Genomic DNA, 22,099 nt, shown 5'->3' on the forward strand with positions numbered 1-22,099 from the left:
GCATTCGCGGGAGGTGACATGGCAAATCCGGTTCTGGTCGAAGTCTTGCGCGGCGCAATCGTCGAGAGTGCTCATCGCGGCGCTGTTGCCGTCTTCGACGCCGACGGCAAGCCTGTCTGGGAGATCGGCGACACGGCACAACCGGTGTTCCCGCGTTCGGCGGTCAAGGCGATCCAGGCGCTGCCGCTGGTCGAGAGCGGCGCTGCCGATGCCTACGGCTTCGGTGATCGGGAGCTGGCGCTGGCCTGCGCCTCGCATTCCGGCGAGCCGCCACATGTCGAGCTGGCGCGCGCCATGCTGGCGAAGGCCGGCTTGGACGAGACGGCACTCGAATGCGGCGCGCATTGGCCTTCGAGCCATGGAGCGACCCTGGCACTTGCCCGCGCCGGCAGCGTGCCGAACGCGCTGCACAACAATTGTTCCGGCAAGCACTCGGGCTTTCTCTGCACCTGCGTTCACAGCGGCATCGCCCATCGTGGTTACGTCAAGGCTGGCCACGCCTCGCAGGAGATGGTGCGCGAAGCGATGCAGGCGGTGACCGGTGCTGCCCATGACGCCGATCACCGCGGCACCGACGGCTGCTCGATTCCGACCTATGCCGTGCCCCTGCGCAGCTTTGCCCTTGGCTTTGCCCGCATGGCGACAGGTGCCGGGTTCGAGCCGATGCGCGCCCGGGCGGCGAAGCGGCTGCTTTCCGCCTGCATGGCCGAGCCGTTTTTCGTCGCCGGCACGGGCAGGTCCGATGTCGCGATGATGGAGGCCGCGCCGGGCCGGATTTTCGTCAAGGGAGGCGCCGAAGGTGTTTTTTGTGCAACCCTTCCGGAGCTTGGCCTTGGCATCGCGCTGAAGTGCGACGATGGCGCCGGCCGCGCCGCTGAAGTGATGGTCGCGGCCGTGCTGGCTAAGCTGCTGCACGCCGACCAGGCGCTCGCTGCGAAACTGACCGAACAGGCAAATCCGCCTATCGAGAGCCGGATCGGTGCCAAAGTCGGTGCGCTCCGGCCGACGGCCACCCTCAACTGACGTGGTTGCGCTCGACGGTCAAATGCGCGTAGCCGGCATTGCCTGATGCGGCGAGGTCACCGGTCACTCGCTCGGCCCAGCGTTGGCCGACGATCGCGCCGTTCTGGACTCCGTCGATGACATTGTCGGAGATGATTGCCGTTCCGGCACCTTCAACCACGCTGACGGCGATGCCGGTTCCGGCCTTGCGGACGATGTTTCCCGTGGCGACCACATTGCGCATGAACGGTCCCCAGCCGATCTGCATGCCGTAGAGCGGCGCATTCTCGATGACGTTGCCGGAAACGGTGGTGTCGGCCTCGACGCTGATGCCGACGCCGAAGCCGGGCGCGTCGGCAGGGTAGGGGCCGCTGGTCGACAGATTGCGGACGATGTTGCCGGAGCACACGCCCATGCGGCCGCCCTCATTGAAATTGACGATCGAAATACCGTTCGCGGCGCCATCGACGATGTTGTTGCCGATGACGGCGCCTTCGAACGAGAATTCGGAATACACGGCCGTCTCGCCCGAACGCGAGCAGGTGTTGCCGGTGATCTGCAAATTGCTGGAACTGTTGGCGCGGATCGCCGAGAACGCGCAGTCCGAGACAATATTGCCGGAGATGATGACGTTCCCGGCGCGGAACGCATTGATGCCGTTGCCGTTCTGGCCGGTTCCGCCGCTGCGCGCCTGGATGCGCTCGATCCGGTTGCCGCTGACGATGGTGCCGTCTTCAGCCGCCTGCCAGCGGTGCACGAGAATGCCGCCATTGGCGCAGTCGGAGACGCTATTGCCTGATATTTCCAGGCCATCGGCCTCGACCGAATAGATGCCGGCATCGGCCGCACCGGAAATCTCCAAGCGCTCGATGCGGCCCGAGGCGTGCTCGAGCGCCAGACCGTTCTTGCCGCTGCCGGTAAGCTGGCAATTGTCGACGACCAGATGGGCGATGCGGCGCAGATCGAGCAGGCCTTGCGTGTAGTCGCCCATCCAGCGTTTGCGGCCATCGAACACCAGCCCACTGAGTTCGATGTGCTCGGCCCGTTCGGCCATGATGAGATGGCCATTGCCGCCATAGACGATCCGCGATGCGCCCGGCACGCCGGACAGCCGCACGCGGCCGGGCAGCGACATGTTGGAAACGATATAGATCCCCGGCGGCAGGAACACCGGCATGTCGCGGTCGTGCGCGTCGCGCAGCAGCTTGGTGAAAGCCTTGCTCTGATCGTCAAGCGCACCGGGCCGGACGCCGAGCTCGGTCGCGTTGATCGCGCCACGCATCGCGGCTTTCTCGATGCTTGGCAGGTTTTTCGCCGCTGCCTTGCCGAGCGAAAGCCCCATGACGGCAAAGCCGGCGGTCTGCGCAAGCAGCGTTCGTCTGTTCAACATCGGCACAGATTCCTTGCGTTCAACGGTCGCGCCGCAGGATTCGTGCCAGACTAGCCCGGTCGAACTCGTGGTGAAAATCTGACGCTTGGCCCCTATTCGATCCTCGTTGGCTCGGCGATCACCGCATTTACCCCGTTGAAGGCAAGTTGCAGGAATGTCTGGTCGATCTCCGCCGGAGACAGCTTCGTATCCCTCTCAAGCCACCAGTGCATCACTTCAAAGAACGCGCCAACGATGAAGCGTGTGGCGATCTCAAGTCTGACTCCGCCTTGATCACCTTGGATATTCGGCAATTCATGGCGAACCTGCCTGCTTATCCAGCCGCGGATCTCTTCTGGCATTTCGCGCTTTTTCCCGCCCATCAGCGCACGGTGCATCTCCCGCATGGCATGAGCATGCTCGAACACCGGACCGCTGAAGGAAAAGCCCTTGGCGTTTCGCTGCGAATGGCGTTCGGCACCGTGTGCCTGCAGGGTCTTCAGATGGTCGTCGATCGTTGCTTTCCTCAAGCGGTCCTTGTCGGGATAGTGTGTGTAGAAAGTCGAGCGGCCGACATCGGCTTCCCTGCAGATATCCTCGACCGTGATCGCCGTATATCCCTTCTCGGCGGTCAATCTGAAAAGCGCCTGCTGCAGTCGGCTGCGGGTCCTGGCGACCCGACGGTCGATCGGTCCGGCTGGCATGGGCAACATCCTTTTCCGGCCAAAGGACACCAAATCGTCCAGTATTGGGCGCGTCGGTGCGATGTGGCCAGTAAAACTGATACTGGACACACTGTCCAGTATCCTATGCTCTTGCGGAAGGCCCGGCGCGATGCCCGGCTGGCCGGAGATAAAGCAATGCACCAACGTCTTTTCGGAACAATAGTCGGAGGGCATGCGTTAGTCGCGCTCGTCAAAGTGGCCGTGGTGCTCGCGGCATTTTTCTCGTTGGGACAGGCAAATGCGGTCTTTTCCTTGGGAGTTCCCGTCCTCCTGCTTCATGCTGGTGCACTCGTCGTAGTCGCGAGCTTATTGATATGGCAAAGCGCTCACGGGCGGCTGTCCGCCAAGGACCGCAGACCGGCCGCCGGCGAGGAGAAGGCGCTGCATGTCGGCATCACGCTTCATTCCGCCGCCCTGTACGATATGCTGGCGTGGCTTCTGACCTTCGGTCGCGAACGTGCTTTTCGCGAAAGGATATTAAGCTTTGCGGAGCTGAAACCGGGAGAAGTGGTCCTGGATGTCGGGTGCGGCACCGGCACCACCGCGCTCCTTGCCAGACAAAAAGTGGCGCCGGAGGGGCGCGTGCACGGCGTCGACGCCTCCGCCGAAATGGTTGCGCGCGCGACGGCAAAGGCCCGGCGAGCCGGGCTACAAGTCGGGTTCTCGACCGCCACCGCTCAGGAACTGCCTTTCAAGGATGGGGAATTTGATGTCGTCCTCAGCACGCTGATGTTCCACCATCTTCCAAAGAAGGGCCGCGAGGATTTCGGCAGAGAAGCCTTCCGCGTCCTGAAGGCGGGCGGTCGCGTGCTTATCGTCGATTTTGCAAAACCGCCGCGCCGGAAGAGCACCTTTCGGCTCCACCGGCATGGTTACGTCGATTTGGACAAAGTTGCAGCGGATCTCGGCCGGCACGGCTTCAATATCGTTGAGCAAGGCGACGTCGGAACCAAGGGGCTCCGCTACCTAGTTGCGCAACCGGACCTTAGCCTTGCGGCCCGCGAAGCGCGATAGTGCGCCAAGTTGAGGCATTCGCATGCTCAGCTTTATACCCCAAGCAGCTGTCTAATCTCGGGTACTGAACCCAGATCTTCACCATTAGCCTCTTCATCAGCAATGGCTTGTGGAGTCGCCATTCCAAGCCTAAGTTCGTCGGATGAGCAGGGCCTTCACCCGCGAGGAAGACAGCGAAAACGCCATTGCCGGCATCGGCGAGCGGCCGATCAGCCATCACCGCAATCTGGTCACGGAACGCGGCATGGCGCTGATCGATGCCGAGGTGGCCGCTCTGCGCGACGAACTGGGCAGAGCCGAGAAGAGGGCCGACCGCGAGCGCATCGCGCTGGTGTCGCGTGATCTCCGCTACTGGACGGCGCGGCGCGAAAGCGCCGAGCTTTCGGTGCCGGAACCGGGCAGCGACATGGTTCGCTTCGGCATGGGCGTCACGCTGGAAAGCCACGACGGCAAGAAGGTGCACTGGAAGATCGTCGGCGAGGATGAGGCAAATCCCGCCAAGGGGACAATTTCCCATATGTCGCCGATGGCGATGGCGCTGTTCGGCAAGAAGGTCGGCGAAGTTGCCGTGGTCAATGGCAAGGAATGGGAGATCGCCAAGCTCTCCGACAGTTAGTCTTCGAGCTTGACGACATGATCGCGGAAGAACGCTGCGGCGCCGGCCTCGTCGATTTCGCCGGCGGCGACGCCCATGACGAATTCGTAAAGCATGCCGTCATTGGCCGACAGGGCATAACCATTCACAATCAGAAATGCGCCGGCCGCGACAATGGCGGTGCGTTTGTTGCCGTCGACAAAGGCATGATTTCTGGCAATGCCGAAGACATAGGCGGCTGCGAGTTCCTCAACCGACCGGTCTCCGTAGTTGGCCTTGTTTTCGGCGCGAGCGCCCGCCGATTCGAGGGCATTTTCATCCCTCAAGCCTTGTGCTCCGCCGTGTCGGCGCAACTGCTCCGCGTGCATGGCTTCGACTGCACGCCTCGTCAGAAGTTCCCAGCTCATTCGGCGAGCTTCTGAAGCGCGACCTTGTATTTATCCATCACCTCGCGGGCGGCTTTCATTTGCCGCTCGAAGCTGTCGTCCACCGGCCTCAGCGCAAAACCGTCACCTGTTTCAACGATTTGAAGCTGGTCGCCGGCCTTCAGGTTCAGACGATCGAGAAGTTCCCTCGGCAGGATCACGCCTTCGGAATTGCCGATCTTGCGAATGGTCGTGTTCATGGTGAGGCATCCTGTTGCAACGCTGATTATAACGCAGTGTGTTTCTTGTTACAACAGACATTATAACAAGGCGTCAGCCGGCCTGCAGCAGCCGGTCCATCAGCCGCTCCGCCGCTTCCGGGATGACCGTGCCGGGCGGGAAGATTTCAGTGGCGCCTGCCTGCCGGACTGCGTCGTAATCCTGCGGCGGGATAACGCCGCCGGCGACTATCAGCATGTCGTCGCGGCCCAACTTCTTCAGTGCAAGCTTGAGTTCGGGAATGAGCGTCAAATGGCCCGCAGCCAGCGACGAGGCGCCGACGATGTGCACGTCATGCTCGACTGCCAGTCTGGCGATCTCGTCCGGCGTCTGGAACATCGGCCCGACGGTGACGTCGAAGCCTAGGTCGGCAAAGGCGGTGGCGATCACTTTCTGGCCGCGATCATGGCCGTCTTGCCCCATCTTGGCGACCAGAATGCGCGGCTTGCCGCCGGACCTCTCCTCGAACGCGACGATCTTGTCCTGCAGCCGGTCGACCACCGGATTGTCGCCGAGCGCGTTGCGATAGACGCCGGAGATCGTCTGCACCGAGGCGACATGGCGGCCGAAAACCTTTTCCAGCGCCAGCGAAATCTCGCCGACCGTGGCGTTGGCGCGTGCGGCCCGGATGGCGAATTCCAGCAGGTTTCCGTTACTCCCGGCAGCACGGGTCAGCGCATCGAGCGCGCTCTCGACGGCGGCGACGTCGCGCGTACCTTTCAGCCGCTGCAGCTTCGACAATTGCCGTGCCCTGACCTCGGCATTGTCGATCTTCAGCACGTCGACTTCGATGTCCGTGCCGGGACGGTGGGCATTGACACCGACCACGATCTGTTCGCCGGAATCGATGCGCGCCTGGGTGCGCGCGGCAGCCTCTTCGATGCGCAGCTTCGGTAGGCCCTTTTCGATCGCCGCGGCCATGCCGCCGAGGCTCTCGACCTCCTCGATATGCGCAAGCGCACGCGCCGCCAGATCATGTGTCAGCCGTTCGACATAGGCGGAGCCGCCCCACGGGTCGATAATGCGCGTCGTGCCGGATTCCTTCTGCAGGATGAGCTGTGTGTTGCGGGCGATGCGGGCCGAATGGTCGGTCGGCAGCGCCATTGCCTCGTCGAAGGAATTGGTGTGCAGCGACTGCGTATGGCCTTGAGTGGCGGCCATCGCCTCGATCATGGTGCGGATGATGTTGTTGTAGGGATCCTGCGCCGTCAGCGACCAGCCCGAAGTCTGGCAATGGGTGCGCAGCGACAGCGAGCGCTCGTCCTTCGGCGAAAAGTTCTTCAGCATTAGGCTGGCCCACAATACGCGCGCTGCTCTCAGCTTGGCGACTTCCATGAAGAAATTCATGCCGATCGCCCAGAAGAAGGAAAGGCGCGGCGCGAAACGGTCGATGTCGAGGCCGGCCGCGACGCCGGCGCGGGCATATTCGATACCGTCTGCAATCGTGTAGGCGAGCTCGAGATCCGCCGTCGCTCCCGCCTCCTGCATGTGATAGCCGGAGATCGAGATCGAATTGAACTTCGGCATGTGCTTCGACGTGTAGGAAAAAATGTCCGACACGATCCGCATCGAAGGTTTTGGCGGATAGATGTAGGTGTTGCGCACCATGAACTCTTTCAGGATGTCGTTCTGAATGGTCCCGGTGAGGTCCTTCTGCGCAACGCCCTGTTCCTCCGACGCGACGATATAGAGCGCCATGATCGGCAGCACCGCGCCGTTCATCGTCATCGATACCGTCATCTCGTTAAGCGGGATGCCGTCGAACAGCTGGCGCATGTCGAGAATGGAATCGATGGCGACGCCGGCCATGCCGACATCGCCGGCGACGCGCGGATGGTCGCTGTCGTAGCCGCGGTGCGTGGCGAGATCGAAGGCGACCGACAGGCCTTTCTGGCCGGCGGCAAGGTTGCGCCGGTAGAAGGCGTTGGACTCTTCGGCCGTCGAGAAGCCGGCATATTGCCGGATCGTCCAGGGTTGCTGGACATACATCGTCGGATAGGGGCCGCGCACGAAAGGCGGCAGGCCTGGATAGGTATCGAGGTGCGGCAAGCCCTTGAGATCGCCCTGGTTGTAGAGATGCTTGACGGCGATTCCTTCCGGCGTCATCCGCTGGCCTTTGATCTCGACCGGCGCCCGCCGTGGCGGCGACCAGGCGATCTGGCTGAAATCCGGGATCATGGCACGGCTCCGATCGACTGATCGATGCGGATCGGAAATAGCGGCTCGCACACCGCAACGCCTTCGGTGAAGGCAGGCCGCCGCTCCGCCGCCAGCGTCTCGACCGGACGCTCGGTCTTCGACGGGTGCAGCGTCGTGCCGACGATCGCCCGTTCGCCCGCCTGGTAGGCTGTGTAGCGGCGGGCGGAAGCTGCCTGGACGCGCCTCTGGATGTGGCCTTGCTCAAGGCTGGTCAGCACGCCGCCTTCCGCCTCGATCTGCTGGAACTCCTGCCAGGCCGCCGCGCAGAGCTCCGCAGTCAGCGCTTCGACGGCCCCCGAACCGCAAACCGGATCGGCGACGTGGTCGATATTGCTTTCATTGGCCATGATCAGTTGCGCGTTGCGGGCAACGCGGCGGGCAAAACCCGCGGGCAGGCCGTGCGCGATCGTGTGCGGCAGGATGGCGATCGAATCCGCGCCGCCGGCGGCAGCGGCAAAAGCGGCAATGGTGGTGCGCAGGATGTTGGTTTCCGGATCGGCCGCCGTCATCATCCGGAAGGATGTTTCGGCATGGATGCTGGCGGTGGAGGGCGGTATCGAGCAGGCCTCCTGGACACGCGCCCACAGCCTGCGCAACGCCCTGACCTTGGCCGTCGAAACGAACTGGTCCTGGTCGACGCTGAGCGCAAAACCGATATGCGGCGCCGCGTAGACGAGCGGCTGGCGCGCCTTCTCGAACAGCCTCAAATAGGAGACGGCCGAGGCGAGCATGGTGCCAAGCTCCTGCGCCTCGGTGGCGCCGGCATTGTGGAATACCCGCCCGTCGGCCTCCAGCAGCACGCCGGGCACACCCATCGAAAAGAAATGCGCCAGCGATTGCGGCATCGAAGCCTGCAAAGCCTCGATCGACATGCGCAGCCTGCCGGTCCCGGCAAAGATCGCCGCCGGATCGATGCCGAAGGAGAGGTTGAGCTTTGCCGGGTCGGAGCGGCGCTTGGTCAAAAACGCCACCAGCCAGTCGGCCACGGCACGGCTCCAGGGATGGGCGTCGATGCGGATCTGGATGCGGTTGAGCGGCACGCCGTCGAGCACGCCCTCCAGCGCCTCCGCCGTCCTCGGCAAGCCATAGCCGAAGGCGTTCGGCGCACCCTCGAAGACAAGCGACAGTCCGGTGGCACCCTGCGCGACGTCTTCCAGCGCCTGCGCACTGGCGCGGCCTATGTCCGGATCGTCGATGCGCTGGCTGACGATCCACGGTGATCCCGGGTTGGCGCGCACGACAGGCTCGGCGGTTACCGAACGCTCGTAGAGCGGCTCGATGCGGATGGCGTCGTCCGTATGCGAGACGAGCTTTTCCTCGAAGGACCCGCCGGCCAGCGCCTTCTCCGCCAGCGCCAGCCATCGTTGCCGGTCGACGTTCGGAAGTTCGGCATCCTGGGTCAAGGCACCGGCGCCCATCGGTTCTCCTCGTTCTAGCGGCCGCAGCGGCCGACTATGTCAGTCTACGGTCCCCGGCCCGATATCACAATGCAGCACACATGCGGTGCAACTCGCCTTCCGTGACGGTGACCGTCAACCGATTGCCAAACATGGGCAGGTTCCGCAAGCTCCAAAAGCCATTTTCGACGGTGCCCATTGTCGCTGCGCAATGGCCTCACTATACCTGCGGCGGGGCTCCCTTTTCTTCAAGGGATCAGGGCATTCAACCCTATAGGTTTGCGGAGAGACCGGACACATGGCCGACGATACCAGTATCTTCATAGGGGCCAGCCGCAAGCCGGACGACAGTTATCAGCGGCCCGAACAGCTTTTGCTGCAATATGGCAATCGTCATGGCCTGGTCACCGGCGCGACCGGCACCGGCAAGACGGTGACCCTGCAGATATTGGCCGAGGGTTTCTCAAATGCCGGCGTGCCGGTATTCTGCGCCGACATCAAGGGCGACCTGTCGGGTATCGCTATGATGGGCACAGCGCAGGATTTCCTGGTCAAGCGGGCCGAGCAGGTCAAGCTCGATCCCTATGAATTCCAGGAATTCCCGGTCATCTTCTGGGATCTGTTCGGCGAGCAGGGCCACCCGATCCGCGCCACCATCTCGGAGATGGGGCCGCTGCTTCTGTCGCGGTTGATGAACCTTTCCGAGGCGCAGGAAGGCATCATGAACATCGCCTTCCGCATCGCCGACGAGGAAGGCCTTCTGCTGCTCGATTTGAAGGACCTGCAGTCACTGCTGGCCAATATCGCCGACCGCGCCGAAGAGATCGGCGCCCGCTACGGCAATGTGACGAAGCCTTCGGTCGGCGCGATCCAGCGCACGCTGCTGGTCCTGGAGCAGCAGGGCGCTGCCAATTTCTTCGGCGAGCCGGCATTGCGGATATCCGACATCATGCGCACCACGCGCGATGGACGCGGCGCCATCAGCGTGCTCGCCGCCGACAAGCTGATGATGAATCCGCGGCTCTATGCGACGTTCCTTCTGTGGCTGATGTCGGAACTGTTCGAGGAACTGCCGGAAGTCGGCGACCCGGACAGGCCGAAGCTGGTCTTCTTCTTCGACGAGGCGCACCTTCTGTTCGACGACGCCCCGAAGGTGTTGGTCGACCGCGTCGAGCAGGTGGTCCGGCTGATCCGCTCGAAGGGCGTCGGCGTTTATTTCGTCACGCAAAATCCGCTGGATATCCCCGAAACGGTGCTGGCCCAGCTCGGCAACCGCGTGCAGCACGCACTCCGTGCCTACACGCCGCGCGAACAGAAGGCCGTCAGGACGGCGGCCGAGACGTTCAGGCCTAATCCCGACTTCGACTGCGCAACCGTGATCACGCAGCTCGGCACCGGCGAGGCGCTTGTCTCGACGCTGGAAGCCAAGGGCGTGCCGTCCATGGTGCGGCGAACGCTGATCCGCCCGCCGTCATCGCGCCTTGGCCCGATCACGCCCGACGAGCGCCGCAAGCTGATCACCGAGAGCCCGGTTGCGGGACAATACGATCAGACCATCGACCGCGAATCGGCCTTCGAGATGCTGCAGAAGAAGGCCAAGGACGCCCAGGAGGCACAGGCGCAGCAACAGGAAAGCGGCCGTTCGCGCTGGACCATTCCCGGCTTCGGCAATGACGATCCCCAGCCGACCGGCGGCCGCCGCGCGCCGCGCCCCTCCAACCGTCAGACCGTTGCGGAGGCGGCGATCAAATCCATCGTGCGCTCGGTCGGCTCGTCGGTCGGACGGGCGATCGTCCGCGGGATTTTGGGGAGCTTGTCCAGGGGCAGGTGAGGGGCATCGCACCGAAGGGCGGGCATCTGTGTTGGCAAATTCTGTCTTGCACATCAAGTGCCGGTGGCCAGATCTGAAGGACAGCGGACGGCGGCTATGCGCCCATAGCTGCCGTCGGACCGTCTGCAAAAGTGTAAACGCGTATCGGCGGTAGCTAGTTCAGCGTCGCCAACAGGCGCGCGGCAGCCTTCAAATCTTCCGTACTCGCGCCTTCTACGAAATGCTCCGCAACCGATTGCAAGAGCTCGCGAGCGCCGTCGATCTCGCCTCGCCCAGCCATCAACGTTGCCATATCAATTGCGGTTCGCAGCTCCCATGCCCGCGCGCCTTGACTCCGGCTCAACTCCAGTGCCTGCATTAGGGATGCGCCGACCTCGTCGCGATTGCGTTCCGACAGTTGTTGGAGAAGAAGGCCTCCCTTCATCCGCAGCAACTCCGGAAGGTACAATTGGTCACCGTTCTTTTCGACTTGACCAACTGAATCACCGATCAGCGCGACTGCTTCGTCGACCCGACCGATCGCGGATAGTCCTCTAACCAGCGAGAGGTTGAGCTCGGTCGTGAGCAATTCGTAAGGTGCTGCGTGGAGGTTTTGGAGAGAACTCTGGAGGCCCCCGACCCCACCTGTCGCATCCCCGTGCCGGATTGCGACTTCGCTTTTGAATCCCCGACCGACCAGCAGATAAGGGGCCATGGAATGGGACTCGGCGCGGGAAATCAGCATGTCGATGTGTGCCTCCGCGCTCTCCAGTTCCCCGGCCCACAGGAACACCGATATTCCCCAGATCAGGGCGATCGCCAGAGTCAGCGAGTGGTCCATGGCGGCGGCCTCTTCGACGGCCTGTCGAGCACGTTCCATGGCTTGGTCCGGATGGCCTTGCAGCCAAAGGTTCCTCGCCAGGATAGCCTTGGCCAGGATTTTGCCCTCGAAACCGAGATAGACCGTTGTGGTTCGCTGAGAGCGTGGCCCACGATCCAGCGCTGCCTCAAGCTCCGCGCGGGCTTCGGCCAGGTCACCACGAAGGTGAAGCGATATCCCCAGAATGGTATGCGCCAACGCAATCGCGACCGGATCCTCCAGGGTCGCGGCTATGGCTGAACAGCGTTTTGCAAACTGGAGGGCGGTCACGAAGTTGCCTGTCCGCAGGTGGAACATGTTGAGCGGACCCAGCAGGCGCACTTGATCCAACGTATCACCGCGTTCTTCGGCGATCGCCAGGCTTTTCTCCAGGGCGACGCGCGCCGCATCACGCCCTCCCCGCATGAACATCAGGGACACACCCAAGGCTGCCTGGAGATGCATCTCGTCAAGTCCGCCAAGAGCGGCATCGTCGAGAGCGAATATCGCGCGTTCTGACCAGCGATGACACTCCGGCAACAAGGACATCGCCAGGAAAACAGGCGCGGCAGCAGTGGCAAGTCCGATGCCGATATCGGCGTTTCCGCCCTCGCCGAAGCACCATTCCAGAGCGGCCCGCACATTGTTGATGGCGGCGAAGTGAGGAGCCCGCTCCTCGCCGGTCGCCAGACCTGGCCACTCGATACCTGTTTGCTCAAGCCATCTTCGATAGTAGGCGGCGTGGCGCACCGCCAGATCGGCGGCCTCGGCGTCATCTATGCTGATATCGAGGACGTAGGCGCGCGTGGTATCCAGGAGCCGATAGCGCATCATCGCTCCGAGCGGGCGCGTCGCTATGATCGACTTGGCAACAAGACTATCCATGGCATTAAGAACCGTCGATCTGTCGAGGGCAGCGCTTGTGACGACTTCCAAGACCGCATCGAGCGTGAAATGGCCAAGGAATACAGCGAGCCTGCGAAGCACTGCGCGCTCCAGGTCGGTAAGTAGCCCAAAGCTCCAATCCAGCGTGGCCTGCAGGGTCTTTTGACGCGGTGGCGCGGTCCGCGATCCCAGCCACAGCAAAGTCAGACGTTGATCGAGAAGCGCGGCGGTTTGTTGCAATCCATAAGACTCGACCCGCCGGGCCGCCAACTCGATTGCAAGCGCCACACCGTCAAGCTTTCGACAGATGCTTGCGACGATCAGGGCCTCCGCATCGCTGACATCCAAGCGCGCGCCACTTGCCACCGCGCGCTCCACGAACAGTTGAATGGCCGGGAACGTCTGGACAACCGCCGCCGTAAGCCTTGGGTCGTCTGGCGGACAGGCAAGGGCATCCAATCGGTAGATATGCTCGCCTTCGACCCGAAGCGCTTCGCGACTTGTTGCCAGAATGTGGACCTGCGACGCCGCGTCGATGATGCTTGCGGCCAGAGGCGCCACCGCATCGACGAGATGCTCGCAGGTGTCGAGGATCAAAAGCATCCGCTTGTTGCGCAGGTAGGCGATCAGACTGGGCGTCGCGTCACTCGATTGAACCGACAGCCCAAGCATGGAGGCGACGGCTGTCGTCACCAGGTCGGGATCGCCGAGCATTCCCAGGTCGACGAACAGCACAGCGCCCGCGAAGCCGTCAATGAGGTGATGTCCGACCGCGATCGCGACGGTGGTTTTGCCGACGCCGCCCGCGCCAACGATTGTGACGAAGCGCGACGCATTCAGTCGAGCCGACAGCTGAAGAACGTCGTCGTCCCGGCCAACCATTCGGCCCAAGCGGCTCGGAAGATTCGCGTGCGGAAAACTGGCGGCAGCTGCAGGCTCTTCATCGCGCGGACCGCCGATCTGCGAGACGGGCGCGATGAAGCAATAACCCCGCCCTGGTAGTGTCGCGATGTATCGTGCGCCGTCCTTTCCGTCACCCAGCGCCTTGCGGAGCCTGGTCATGTGAAACCGCAGGCTGCCTTCCTCGACTACGACATCGGGCCAAACCCGCGACATCAGATCCTTTTTGCCGACGATTTCATTCGGCGTGGAGATCAGGGCAATGAGAATGTCCAGTGCACGCGAGCCCAGCGCCAAGGGAGCGCCGTCTTTTGTGACGAGCCTTTCGCGCGCAACCAGATGGAAAGGACCGAACGACAGTCCGTCCTTGGCCTGACCTGCCACTATCGTCATGGCGCTTCTCTCGGAGCCGCCCGCCACCAAGCCGATAGTCTAAGTCAAGTACAACACCTGCACCATAGGCGAACGGTGGCAGGACCCCGCTGCCCGGAGCCACCAGCGCTGACAGCCACTAACAGGGGGCTCACAACACATAACGGGCGATTCTCGTCCTGCGGGCGTAAGTTTTCGGCAGCACCGAGCACCCCCCAGGAGAGACCCATGAATACGACCAAGACTCCCGAACTAATCGATCAGGACCGCCGCCTGGTTTTGAGCACGGCCGCAATGGGCATTGCCGCCGTAGGTACTGCCAGCCTGCTCCCATCGGTCGCCGCAGCCGCGGGCGATGCGATCCGGCCCTTCAAGGTCAGCTTTCCTCAGGAGGAAATCGACGAGCTTAGCCGACGCGTCGCCGCGACCCGCTGGCCGGACCAGGAGAATGTGGCTGACGACACCCAGGGCGTGCAGCTCGCCACAATGCAGAAGCTCGCGAAGTACTGGGCGACGGATTACGACTGGCGCAAGATGGAGACCCGGCTCCATGCCCTGCCGCAGTTCATCACCGAGATCGACGGGCTGGACATCCACTTCATCCATGTCCGCTCCAGGCATGAGAATGCATTGCCGGTAATTATCACGCATGGCTGGCCTGGCTCGATCATCGAGCAGTTGAAGGTCATCGAGCCGCTCACCAATCCAACCGCCAACGGCGGGAGCGAAGCGGACGCATTTCATGTGGTGATCCCCTCGCTGCCTGGTTACGGCTTCTCAGGCAAGCCGACCGCACCGGGATGGACACCTGTCCGCATCGCCAAAGCGTGGGCGATGCTGATGCAACGCCTCGGTTACACGAGATACGTCGCGCAGGGCGGCGACTGGGGCAACGCCGTGTCGGAGACGATGGCGCTGCAAGAGCCTCCGGGCTTGCTTGGCATCCACACCAACATGGCTGCCACCGTGCCCGCCGACATCTCGAAGGCGCTTGCCGCCGGCGGCCGGGCGCCCGCCGGCCTCTCGCCCGACGAGAAGCGCGCCTGGGACCAGCTCGACGATTTCTACAAGAACGGGCTGGGCTACGCGATCGAGATGAACAATCGCCCGCAGACGCTCTACGGCATCGTCGACTCGCCGGTTGGTCTCGCAGCCTGGATGCTCGACCACGACATCCGCAGCTACGAGCTGATCGCACGCGTCTTCGACGGGCAGCCGGAAGGGCTGACGAAGGACGATATCCTGGACAATGTCACGATGTACTGGCTGACCAACACGGCGATCTCCTCGGCGCGTCTTTACTGGGACAACGCGCACCACCCGACGGGAGGCTTCTTCGACCCCAGGGGCATCAAGATCCCGGTCGCTGTGAGCGCCTTCCCGGACGAGATCTACCAGGCGCCGGAGAGCTGGGCTGAAAAGGCGTATCCGAAGCTTATCCATTACAACCGGCTCCCCAAGGGCGGCCATTTCGCAGCCTGGGAGCAGCCCGCGGCCTTCACCGCCGAACTCCGGACGGCATTTCGTCCGCTGCGCCAGCAAATCTGAACCCCTCACAGGGTTCCGCTTGCAGTCACACCTGCTCGACTGTCCAAGGCAACCCGATTGAACCCGGGACAAAGGAGAACGCCATGTCAGCAATCGCGCACTCTTCCGCATCGCACGAACCCATCACGAAGATGGCAGCCCCCGTCGAGGACCATGAAATCGTCGATTCAAGCTTTACGGCTATCATCAACGCGCCGATCGAGAAGATTGACATTCCCAACTGGTGCTTCGCGCTGTCCGAACATGAATATCAGGGGTGTTCGCCTGCCCACATAGCGGCGGGTTTCACGACGGCGCCGGATGGCAAGCGCATGTCGATCAATGTCGAGATCATCGGCGGCAGCCTGATGGTGCAACACTATGTCGAGACGCTTGGCCGCAAGGATCACCTCATCCTGGAGTCGGTTTCAGACCTCTTCACGCCTACGGGCCGCACCACGATCCATGTGCGTTGGGAGCTGAGCGTCAAGGCTATCGACAGTCGCCGATGTGAGTTTACCAACCACGTCCGGTCCTGGGCCACGAAGGAATTCATGGCCTTCTTCGAGCGCCAGGGCATCCCGTTCGAGGTGCTTCGGTCACAGCGCCAGCCCATGTCGATCGCTCACAACAAGGGCGAGACGCCGCTTTTTGCGGCCAGCATCGAACGAGCCGCGCTCAGGAACTGAGCGGCAGCATCTTTCTTGTGATGTAGCCGCTCCATGGAGGAGGCACAATGACGAGGCACGCACATGACCGGGAGGTCACCGCACTTTTGGTGATCGATCCGTACAACGACTTCATTTCCGATGGGGGCAAGATATGGCCCCGCATCCGGGCTGTCGCAGAGGCGAACGGCTGCGTGCCTCACATGCTGCAAGTCCTGAATGCCGCGCGTCAAGCTAAGCTTCGCGTCTTCTATGCAATGCATCATCGATACCGTCCGGGCGACTATGAGACATGGACTTACGTCGCGCCCGTCCAGAAGAGAGCATGGAAGAGCAAGAGCTTTGAATACGGCACCTGGGGCGGCGAGATTCGGTCCGAGTTCGAGCCCAAGCCAGGCGAAACTGTCGCGACCGAACATTGGTGTTCCAGTGGGTTCGCCAATACGGATCTGGATCTGCAGCTGAAAAGGCACGGAATCCAGAAACTCATTGTCATCGGACTGATCGCACACACCTGCGTCGAAGCGACCGTTCGCTTCGCCGCCGAGCTCGGCTACGACGTAACCATGGTGAGGGACGCGACGGCAGACTACTCGGATGAGGAGATGCACGCGGCTCTCGACATCAACATGCCGAACTACGCCAGCGCGATTGTCACGACAGACCAAATCATCGACTCGATTTCTGCCGTCCAGACCTCGGCCGCCGAGGCGTAGGTGATGATCGATCTCACACGCGAGGGAATGGCCAACCGTGCGCATCTCACTCTGCACTCCGGCGGACCGTTTCCGTGCGCTCGACGCGTCAAAATACGTCGAAGAGAACTTGGCTCTGGCCGACATGCAGCAGAGAGATCCAGAACAGGCTCGGTCATTACGTGGCAACGATCGGGCAGGACCAGGTCCCACCCAACTGGAAAGAAAACGACCATGTCAGACATCGCAACGGCCCGTCAGGGCGAAAAGACCTCCGACACCGCAAGCGCACGTCCCGTCGACCTGAAGTTCGAGGTTGTCGTTATTCCGGTCGCAGACGTCGACCGCTCCAAGCAGTTCTACGAGGGCCTCGGCTGGCGGCTCGATGCCGACTTCGCGGTCGGCGACATGTTCCGGGTTGTGCAGTTCACGCCTCCGGGCTCGCCTGGCTCGATCCACTTCGGCAAGGCTGTCACCTCGGCCGCGCCGGGGTCGACACAGGGTCTCTATCTCATCGTGTCCGACATCGTAGCGGCGCGCGCCGAGCTCATCGCTCACGGTGCAGATGTGAGCGAAGTGTTCCACCGTGCCGGTCCGGGACAGCCTGCTGTCAATGGTCGGGACCCGGAGGGACGCAGCTACGTCTCCTTTGCAACGTTCAGCGATCCCGACGGGAACGGCTGGCTGCTCCAGGAGATCACCACCCGGTTTCCGGGCCGGATCGACTCGAAGGCGACGAGCTTCGCCTCCGAGGGCGACCTGGCCGCCGCAATGCGGCGCGCGTCGGTCGCCCACGGAGAGCACGAGAAGCGGACCGGCGGCCAGCGTGACGAGAACTGGCCGGACTGGTACGCCGAATACATAGTGGCCGAGCAGTCTGGCGAGGAACTGCCGCAGTAGGAAGAGCTTCCAGACGGCGGCACACTGGCGCCGTATTCGTTCGCGGCCTGCGGAGATCGTGGCGACCTGACGGCCTTTATCGGAGGAAATCATGAGTACCGCAGCCATCCCCACTCAGCGCGAACCTGAACTTCTTGGCCAGACCGTCGTCGTCATCGGCGGTAGCGCCGGCATCGGTCTGGAGACCGCCCGGCGTGCCCGCGCCGAAGGCGCCCGCGTCATCCTCACCGGACGCAATCGCGACCGCCTCGATCAAGCAGCGTGCGAGATTAGCGCTGAGGGCACCGCCGCCTTCGACGCCAATGATGCGACCCAGCTGAAGTCGTTCTTTCAAGATCTGCCGGACTTGATCGACCATGTGATGGTTACTGCCGGCGCTCCCCATTATCGCTCTCCCCTCGAAATTCCTCCCGAGGAGGCACGACACGATCTCACGGACCACCTATTGCTCGCGCTCAATGTGGCACGCAGCGCCGCTGGCAAGGTCGGGTCGGCCGGCTCATTGATATTCATGGGCGGCACGGGCGCACGCCGCCCAAAACCAGGCCTCGCGATCGTCTCGACGGTTACCGTCGCGTTCCCCGCGCTCATCGCCAATCTCGCGCTCGAGCTCGCGCCGATACGCGTCAACCTGATCGCCGCAGGCTTCGTCGACACGCCACTGTCGGCGTCGCTGCTCGGCGACAACCTCGACAAGCGGCGCGATGAACTGCGCGCGACGCTGCCAATCCGACGTGTCGTCGGACCGGCTGATGTCGCCGCGCTCGCCGTTCACATCATGAGCAACCCGGCGCTGACGGGCGCGACATACGACCTCGACGGCGGCCAGCAGCTCGTCTCGTGACTACGCAGGAACAAAGCACATTGCCTCATCACAAAGAGACATCACTATGAACACGATCAGTGTTTGCGACAAAATCGATGAGCGCCGCCGTCGCCTGATCGGTGCAGCCGCAATGGGCATGACGCTTGCCGAACTCGGCATGACCGCGACAGCGAAGGCGGCGCCCATTGGAGTCGACCAGACGACGGCGTCTGCGATGCACACGGCAAAGAACTCGTTCGGCGAACCCAGGCAGATCGATGCCGGTGTCCTTAATGTCGGCTATGCAGAGGCCGGCCCTGCCGACGGTCCGCCCGTTATCCTTCTCCATGGCTGGCCTTACGACATCCACACATATGTCGACGTTGCGCCCATTCTGGCGGCGAAAGGCCGCCGCGTGATCGTGCCCTACCTGCGCGGATACGGCACGACGCGGTTCCTGTCGGACGAGACGATGCGCAATGGTCAGCAGTCGGCCATCGCTGCCGACATCGTCGCGCTGATGGATGCGCTGGGTATCGAGAAGGCGACGATTGCCGGCTGCGACTGGGGCGCTCGGACGGCGAACATCATCGCCGTCCTGTGGCCGGAACGCTGCAAGGCGATGGTCTCGGTGAGCGGCTATCTCATCGGCAACCAGCAAGCCGGCAAACTGCCGCTGCCGCCGAAGGCCGAGCTGCAATGGTGGTACCAATATTACTTCGCTACCGATCGCGGCCGTGTCGGCTACGAGAAATATACGCGCGATTTCGCCAGGCTGATTTGGCAGCTCGCCTCGCCGCAATGGAATTTCGATGAGCCCACGTTCGAGCGGAGTGCTGCGGCCTTCGACAATCCGGATCACGTCGCGATCGTCATCCACAATTATCGCTGGCGGCTCGGCCTGGCAGAAGGCGAGGTGCAATATGATCCACTGGAGCAGCGGCTTGCTCAGGCACCCGTCATCTCCGTGCCCACGATGACGCTCGAGGGCGACGCCAATGGCGCGCCGCATCCGGACGCCAGCGCTTACGCCAAGATGTTTTCAGGCAGATATAGCCACCGGGTAGTCATGGGCGGCATTGGACACAACCTACCTCAGGAAGCACCACAGGCCTTTGCCGACGCCGTTGTCGAGGTCGACGCGTGATCGAGTTCGCGGCGCCGCCCCTCCGGCAGGTACGACAACCACCAAAAGAATGCCTATGAACCCGATCGCAAGGGTTGTTTACACGGCCAGGACCGCAACCACAGGTGGCCGCGAGAATGGCGCCTCGCGCAGCTCTGATGGCCTTCTGGACATCAGGCTTTCCATACCCGGATCGGCGCGCATCGGCACCAACCCGGAGCAACTGCTTGCAGCCGGCTGGTCGGCCAGCTTCGCAAGCGCGGTTGCGTCTGTGGCTCACGAACAAAAAATTATGCTGCCGGCCGGAGTGAGAATCGATGCCGAGGTTGATCTAAATCTCGGGGACGACGGCTACTCTCTCAGCACTCGGCTCAACGTCAGCCTGCCTGGCGTGGAGTACAATACCGCACGAGCCCTGATCGACGAGGCGCACGACATTTGTCCGTACTCGAAAGCGACGCGCGGCAACGTGCAAATTGCGATCAACCTGCTCTGAGTGGATTGCATCGATCGTTGAAGCAATTGGCATGGCCAGGGTTACATTTTGGATCATTCCTTCGCGCCAAGGTCTACAAAAACCTGCCACGGCATCGCACCTGTCAGAGCGCATCCAGCACAAATACGGTCAGGATGACAGGAGGGGTATCCCTCCGATCACCGTGATAATCCCTTCTGAGCGCGAAATGTCCGCTCCGGGGTCATGAGCTGTCACTGGTGGCGTCTGCACACAGGTGCGGCAAAGTCCGCCTCAACGTAAGCATCAAATCCAAAGGCGGGCACCGGCACGGGCAAGCCGACGCTCGGCAAAACCAGCAGGAGCCGTGAGCAATCCCGCCTGTGCTTCCGTCAGCTCAGAAGATCGAGTCTGTGATCGCCTTGACCGGGCCGAGCAGGATCGATCCTTCCGGCACGCCGGCGTCGATCGGGATGGCTTTGCGGTTTGCTGTCGCCACCATCGGCTGGCCGATATCGGCCGTCACCACGACCGGGGTCTTGTTCGGCACTCGGTCGTAGAGATCGATAATGTCCTGGTTCATCAGGCGAACACAGCCCGACGACACCGATTTGCCGATCGACCGCCATTCCGGCGAACCGTGCAAGCGGTAGAGCGTGTCCTGGTTGCCCTGGAAGAGATAGAGCGCCCGCGCGCCAAGCGGGTTCTTGAGCCCACCGGGCATGCCGCCATTGTCGGCGCTGTACGGTCTTAGTTCGGGCTGGCGGGCGATCATTTCGTCCGGCGGCGTCCATTTCGGCCATTTCTGCTTCCATTGGACCACCGCATCGCCCGACCATTCGAAGCCGGCGCGGCCGAGGCCGACGCCATAGCGGATCGCCTGGCCGCCCGGGCGCACCAGATAGAGGAAGTGATTGGTGGTGTCGACGACGATGGTGCCCGGCTGCTGCCCGGTCGGATCGTCAACGATCTGGCGCAGGAACTGCGGGTCGATCTTGTCGACCGGTATGGCCGGCAGCTCGAAGCCGCCATCCGACATCGGCCCATACATCGTCACATAGTCGCCAAGCGCCGGCTCGACATAGGTCGGCGGCGGCGGCTCGACCGGCTGTTGCGACAGCGTGGTGCAACTGGAGACCGCGACCGAGGCGGCGCCAAGCGCTGCTGCGTTGAGGAAACCGCGACGGCTCAGGCGCAGAGAGGACGATGGGGGTGTGAACATGATTGCCTTTTTTAAGTCTCAAATCGCAACAAAGCATGAATGCGCCCGGTTGCGCGCGGTTGCCCGAGCAATGCCCGGCGCGATAGGCGGTTCCAATTCTGGCCGCAGGGTGGACAAACAAAGGCAAAGCTGTGACTGGATCGTCACTGTTGCGCCGAGGCAACATGTCCGGCCGTCAAACCCCGGCGACCAGACCTTCAAGGGACGGCAGGATCAGGGCCGGTGGAAAATCCCGGTATTCCTCTGGCTGATTGGCGCGGTTGATCCACACCGTCCTGAAGCCGAATTTGGTGGCGCCGGCGACGTCCCAGCGGTTGGATGACTGGAAAGAGACAGCGCCCGGATAGAGGCGCCAGCCCGTGGTGACCATGTCGTAGACCGACGGATCGGTCTTGAAGCGCCTGACGCTGTCGACGGAAAAGACGTCGTCCAGGACCTGGTCGAGCGCGGCGGATTTGACGGCCGCTTCCAGCATCTCAGGCGAACCGTTGGACAGGATCGCCAGCCTTGCTCCCGATGCCTTGAGCGCCTTGAGCACGGCCGGCACCTCCGGATAGCAGTCCAGCCGCCAATAAGCCTCGAGCAGCTTCGCCCTCAGCCCGGCATCCGCGGATGGAACCTTGCGCAGGGCGAAGTCGAGCGCCTGCTCGGTGAGCTGCCAGAAATCGGCGTAGGCCCCCATCAGCGTCCTGACCCAGGAATATTCCAGCTGCTTGGCGCGCCAGATATCGGACAGCAACTGGCCGTCCGGCCCGATCTGGTCGGCGTGACGGCGCACGGCCGCATGCACGTCGAACAGCGTGCCATAGGCGTCGAAAACGTAAGCCGCGAACTGCATTCGACAGTTTTGAGGCCGCGTAAGGCAAGGCGCAAGCGCTGATTGCAGTCCGCCAGCCCGCTGGCCTCAACAAATCTCAGCCAAGCCGGTTGA

The 22,099-nt window shown here is 62.7% G+C and carries 20 protein-coding genes; 11 read left to right on the forward strand and 9 right to left on the reverse strand.

The window, feature by feature from the left end; translation table 11 throughout:
- Window positions 1-18: 18 nt before the first annotated feature.
- Window positions 19-1,023, forward strand: a complete 1,005-nt coding sequence (locus NKI41_RS15525; RefSeq protein ID WP_352470972.1) for an asparaginase — start codon at window positions 19-21, stop codon at window positions 1,021-1,023.
- On the opposite strand, the gene NKI41_RS15530 is transcribed toward NKI41_RS15525, so the two are convergent.
- Entirely contained in the window at window positions 1,016-2,392 is a 1,377-nt protein-coding gene (locus tag NKI41_RS15530; RefSeq protein WP_352470973.1) for a TIGR03808 family TAT-translocated repetitive protein, read from the reverse strand. The two genes, NKI41_RS15525 and NKI41_RS15530, sit on opposite strands and share 8 nt — an antisense overlap.
- A gap of 92 nt (window positions 2,393-2,484) precedes the next feature.
- Window positions 2,485-3,270 carry a TetR/AcrR family transcriptional regulator gene (locus tag NKI41_RS15535; RefSeq protein ID WP_352470974.1) on the reverse strand — a complete coding sequence of 262 codons (786 nt, stop codon included), beginning with the start codon at window positions 3,268-3,270 and terminating at the stop codon, window positions 2,485-2,487.
- On the opposite strand from NKI41_RS15535, the gene NKI41_RS15540 reads away from it, so the two are divergent.
- Window positions 3,232-4,110, forward strand: a complete 879-nt coding sequence (locus tag NKI41_RS15540; RefSeq protein ID WP_352540732.1) for a class I SAM-dependent methyltransferase — start codon at window positions 3,232-3,234, stop codon at window positions 4,108-4,110. The two genes, NKI41_RS15535 and NKI41_RS15540, sit on opposite strands and share 39 nt — an antisense overlap.
- A 142-nt stretch (window positions 4,111-4,252) precedes the next feature.
- Window positions 4,253-4,726, forward strand: a complete 474-nt coding sequence (locus tag NKI41_RS15545; protein WP_352683824.1) for a GreA/GreB family elongation factor — start codon at window positions 4,253-4,255, stop codon at window positions 4,724-4,726.
- On the opposite strand, the gene NKI41_RS15550 is transcribed toward NKI41_RS15545, so the two are convergent.
- The 4 genes from NKI41_RS15550 to NKI41_RS15565 form a co-directional block, all read right to left on the reverse strand.
- On the reverse strand, window positions 4,723-5,112 hold the full coding sequence (locus NKI41_RS15550) for a type II toxin-antitoxin system death-on-curing family toxin (protein ID WP_352683826.1): 390 nt from the start codon (window positions 5,110-5,112) through the stop codon (window positions 4,723-4,725). The genes NKI41_RS15545 and NKI41_RS15550 overlap by 4 nt on opposite strands.
- The gene (locus NKI41_RS15555; RefSeq protein WP_352470978.1) at window positions 5,109-5,330 is read right to left on the reverse strand and encodes an AbrB/MazE/SpoVT family DNA-binding domain-containing protein; all 222 of its coding nucleotides are present in this window, start codon (window positions 5,328-5,330) and stop codon (window positions 5,109-5,111) included. The genes NKI41_RS15550 and NKI41_RS15555 overlap by 4 nt, the downstream gene beginning before the upstream one ends.
- A 73-nt stretch (window positions 5,331-5,403) precedes the next feature.
- A complete protein-coding gene (scpA, locus tag NKI41_RS15560; protein WP_352683828.1) occupies window positions 5,404-7,527 on the reverse strand; it encodes a methylmalonyl-CoA mutase in 2,124 nt (707 codons plus the stop codon).
- A complete protein-coding gene (locus NKI41_RS15565) occupies window positions 7,524-8,966 on the reverse strand; it encodes a methylmalonyl-CoA mutase subunit beta (RefSeq protein ID WP_352683830.1) in 1,443 nt (480 codons plus the stop codon). The genes scpA and NKI41_RS15565 overlap by 4 nt, the downstream gene beginning before the upstream one ends.
- Before the next feature lie 277 nt (window positions 8,967-9,243).
- Here NKI41_RS15565 and NKI41_RS15570 point away from each other — a divergent pair, with 277 nt between their 5' ends.
- Window positions 9,244-10,776, forward strand: coding sequence for a helicase HerA-like C-terminal domain-containing protein (locus NKI41_RS15570; RefSeq protein WP_352470981.1), 1,533 nt, complete (start codon window positions 9,244-9,246; stop codon window positions 10,774-10,776).
- A gap of 154 nt (window positions 10,777-10,930) precedes the next feature.
- Here the strand turns inward: NKI41_RS15570 and NKI41_RS15575 are convergent, their stop codons facing one another.
- Entirely contained in the window at window positions 10,931-13,792 is a 2,862-nt protein-coding gene (locus NKI41_RS15575) for an ATP-binding protein (protein ID WP_352470982.1), read from the reverse strand.
- A gap of 207 nt (window positions 13,793-13,999) precedes the next feature.
- Here NKI41_RS15575 and NKI41_RS15580 point away from each other — a divergent pair, with 207 nt between their 5' ends.
- The 7 genes from NKI41_RS15580 (at window position 14,000) to NKI41_RS15610 (ending at window position 19,988) form a co-directional block, all read left to right on the forward strand.
- Window positions 14,000-15,319, forward strand: a complete 1,320-nt coding sequence (locus tag NKI41_RS15580; protein WP_502901211.1) for an epoxide hydrolase family protein — start codon at window positions 14,000-14,002, stop codon at window positions 15,317-15,319.
- Between the two features lie 131 nt (window positions 15,320-15,450).
- Window positions 15,451-15,987: a hypothetical protein gene (locus NKI41_RS15585; RefSeq protein WP_352471106.1), complete on the forward strand. Its 537-nt coding sequence runs from the start codon at window positions 15,451-15,453 to the stop codon at window positions 15,985-15,987.
- Between the two features lie 47 nt (window positions 15,988-16,034).
- Window positions 16,035-16,682 carry a cysteine hydrolase family protein gene (locus tag NKI41_RS15590; RefSeq protein ID WP_352501766.1) on the forward strand — a complete coding sequence of 216 codons (648 nt, stop codon included), beginning with the start codon at window positions 16,035-16,037 and terminating at the stop codon, window positions 16,680-16,682.
- A 222-nt stretch (window positions 16,683-16,904) separates the two neighbouring features.
- Window positions 16,905-17,561 (forward strand): VOC family protein, encoded by a 657-nt coding sequence (locus NKI41_RS15595; protein ID WP_502896488.1) that lies wholly within the window; start codon window positions 16,905-16,907, stop codon window positions 17,559-17,561.
- 91 nt (window positions 17,562-17,652) lie between these two features.
- Window positions 17,653-18,405, forward strand: a complete 753-nt coding sequence (locus tag NKI41_RS15600) for an SDR family oxidoreductase (RefSeq protein ID WP_352683835.1) — start codon at window positions 17,653-17,655, stop codon at window positions 18,403-18,405.
- A gap of 46 nt (window positions 18,406-18,451) precedes the next feature.
- Complete coding sequence (locus tag NKI41_RS15605) at window positions 18,452-19,513, forward strand: alpha/beta fold hydrolase (protein ID WP_352470986.1); 1,062 nt, start codon at window positions 18,452-18,454, stop codon at window positions 19,511-19,513.
- Between the two features lie 55 nt (window positions 19,514-19,568).
- Complete coding sequence (locus tag NKI41_RS15610) at window positions 19,569-19,988, forward strand: Ohr family peroxiredoxin (RefSeq protein WP_352470987.1); 420 nt, start codon at window positions 19,569-19,571, stop codon at window positions 19,986-19,988.
- 355 nt (window positions 19,989-20,343) lie between these two features.
- Here NKI41_RS15610 and NKI41_RS15615 read toward each other — a convergent pair whose 3' ends face one another.
- Together NKI41_RS15615 and NKI41_RS15620 are read right to left on the reverse strand one after the other, a co-directional pair.
- Window positions 20,344-21,168 (reverse strand): L,D-transpeptidase, encoded by an 825-nt coding sequence (locus NKI41_RS15615; RefSeq protein ID WP_352540739.1) that lies wholly within the window; start codon window positions 21,166-21,168, stop codon window positions 20,344-20,346.
- 175 nt (window positions 21,169-21,343) lie between these two features.
- Entirely contained in the window at window positions 21,344-22,006 is a 663-nt protein-coding gene (locus NKI41_RS15620) for a haloacid dehalogenase type II (protein ID WP_352507472.1), read from the reverse strand.
- Window positions 22,007-22,099 lie beyond the last annotated feature (93 nt).

Origin of the sequence: Mesorhizobium sp. M0601 (assembly GCF_040320845.1) — a bacterium.
In the GTDB taxonomy this organism is placed as follows: domain Bacteria; phylum Pseudomonadota; class Alphaproteobacteria; order Rhizobiales; family Rhizobiaceae; genus Mesorhizobium.

What these genes read in the sequence shown, in the direction of transcription:
- NKI41_RS15540 (WP_352540732.1), top strand. Translation starts at nt 3,232, where the DNA reads ATGCACCAACGTCTTTTCGGAACAATAGTCGGAGGGCATGCGTTAGTC.
- NKI41_RS15545 (WP_352683824.1), top strand. Translation starts at nt 4,253, where the DNA reads ATGAGCAGGGCCTTCACCCGCGAGGAAGACAGCGAAAACGCCATTGCC.
- NKI41_RS15550 (WP_352683826.1), bottom strand. Translation starts at nt 5,112, where the DNA reads ATGAGCTGGGAACTTCTGACGAGGCGTGCAGTCGAAGCCATGCACGCG.
- NKI41_RS15590 (WP_352501766.1), top strand. Translation starts at nt 16,035, where the DNA reads ATGACGAGGCACGCACATGACCGGGAGGTCACCGCACTTTTGGTGATC.
- NKI41_RS15530 (WP_352470973.1), bottom strand. Translation starts at nt 2,392, where the DNA reads ATGTTGAACAGACGAACGCTGCTTGCGCAGACCGCCGGCTTTGCCGTC.
- NKI41_RS15620 (WP_352507472.1), bottom strand. Translation starts at nt 22,006, where the DNA reads ATGCAGTTCGCGGCTTACGTTTTCGACGCCTATGGCACGCTGTTCGAC.
- NKI41_RS15610 (WP_352470987.1), top strand. Translation starts at nt 19,569, where the DNA reads ATGAACCCGATCGCAAGGGTTGTTTACACGGCCAGGACCGCAACCACA.
- NKI41_RS15535 (WP_352470974.1), bottom strand. Translation starts at nt 3,270, where the DNA reads ATGCCCTCCGACTATTGTTCCGAAAAGACGTTGGTGCATTGCTTTATC.
- NKI41_RS15585 (WP_352471106.1), top strand. Translation starts at nt 15,451, where the DNA reads ATGGCAGCCCCCGTCGAGGACCATGAAATCGTCGATTCAAGCTTTACG.
- NKI41_RS15580 (WP_502901211.1), top strand. Translation starts at nt 14,000, where the DNA reads ATGAATACGACCAAGACTCCCGAACTAATCGATCAGGACCGCCGCCTG.
- NKI41_RS15555 (WP_352470978.1), bottom strand. Translation starts at nt 5,330, where the DNA reads ATGAACACGACCATTCGCAAGATCGGCAATTCCGAAGGCGTGATCCTG.
- NKI41_RS15570 (WP_352470981.1), top strand. Translation starts at nt 9,244, where the DNA reads ATGGCCGACGATACCAGTATCTTCATAGGGGCCAGCCGCAAGCCGGAC.
- NKI41_RS15600 (WP_352683835.1), top strand. Translation starts at nt 17,653, where the DNA reads ATGAGTACCGCAGCCATCCCCACTCAGCGCGAACCTGAACTTCTTGGC.
- scpA (WP_352683828.1), bottom strand. Translation starts at nt 7,527, where the DNA reads ATGATCCCGGATTTCAGCCAGATCGCCTGGTCGCCGCCACGGCGGGCG.
- NKI41_RS15575 (WP_352470982.1), bottom strand. Translation starts at nt 13,792, where the DNA reads ATGACGATAGTGGCAGGTCAGGCCAAGGACGGACTGTCGTTCGGTCCT.
- NKI41_RS15525 (WP_352470972.1), top strand. Translation starts at nt 19, where the DNA reads ATGGCAAATCCGGTTCTGGTCGAAGTCTTGCGCGGCGCAATCGTCGAG.
- NKI41_RS15605 (WP_352470986.1), top strand. Translation starts at nt 18,452, where the DNA reads ATGAACACGATCAGTGTTTGCGACAAAATCGATGAGCGCCGCCGTCGC.
- NKI41_RS15565 (WP_352683830.1), bottom strand. Translation starts at nt 8,966, where the DNA reads ATGGGCGCCGGTGCCTTGACCCAGGATGCCGAACTTCCGAACGTCGAC.
- NKI41_RS15615 (WP_352540739.1), bottom strand. Translation starts at nt 21,168, where the DNA reads ATGTTCACACCCCCATCGTCCTCTCTGCGCCTGAGCCGTCGCGGTTTC.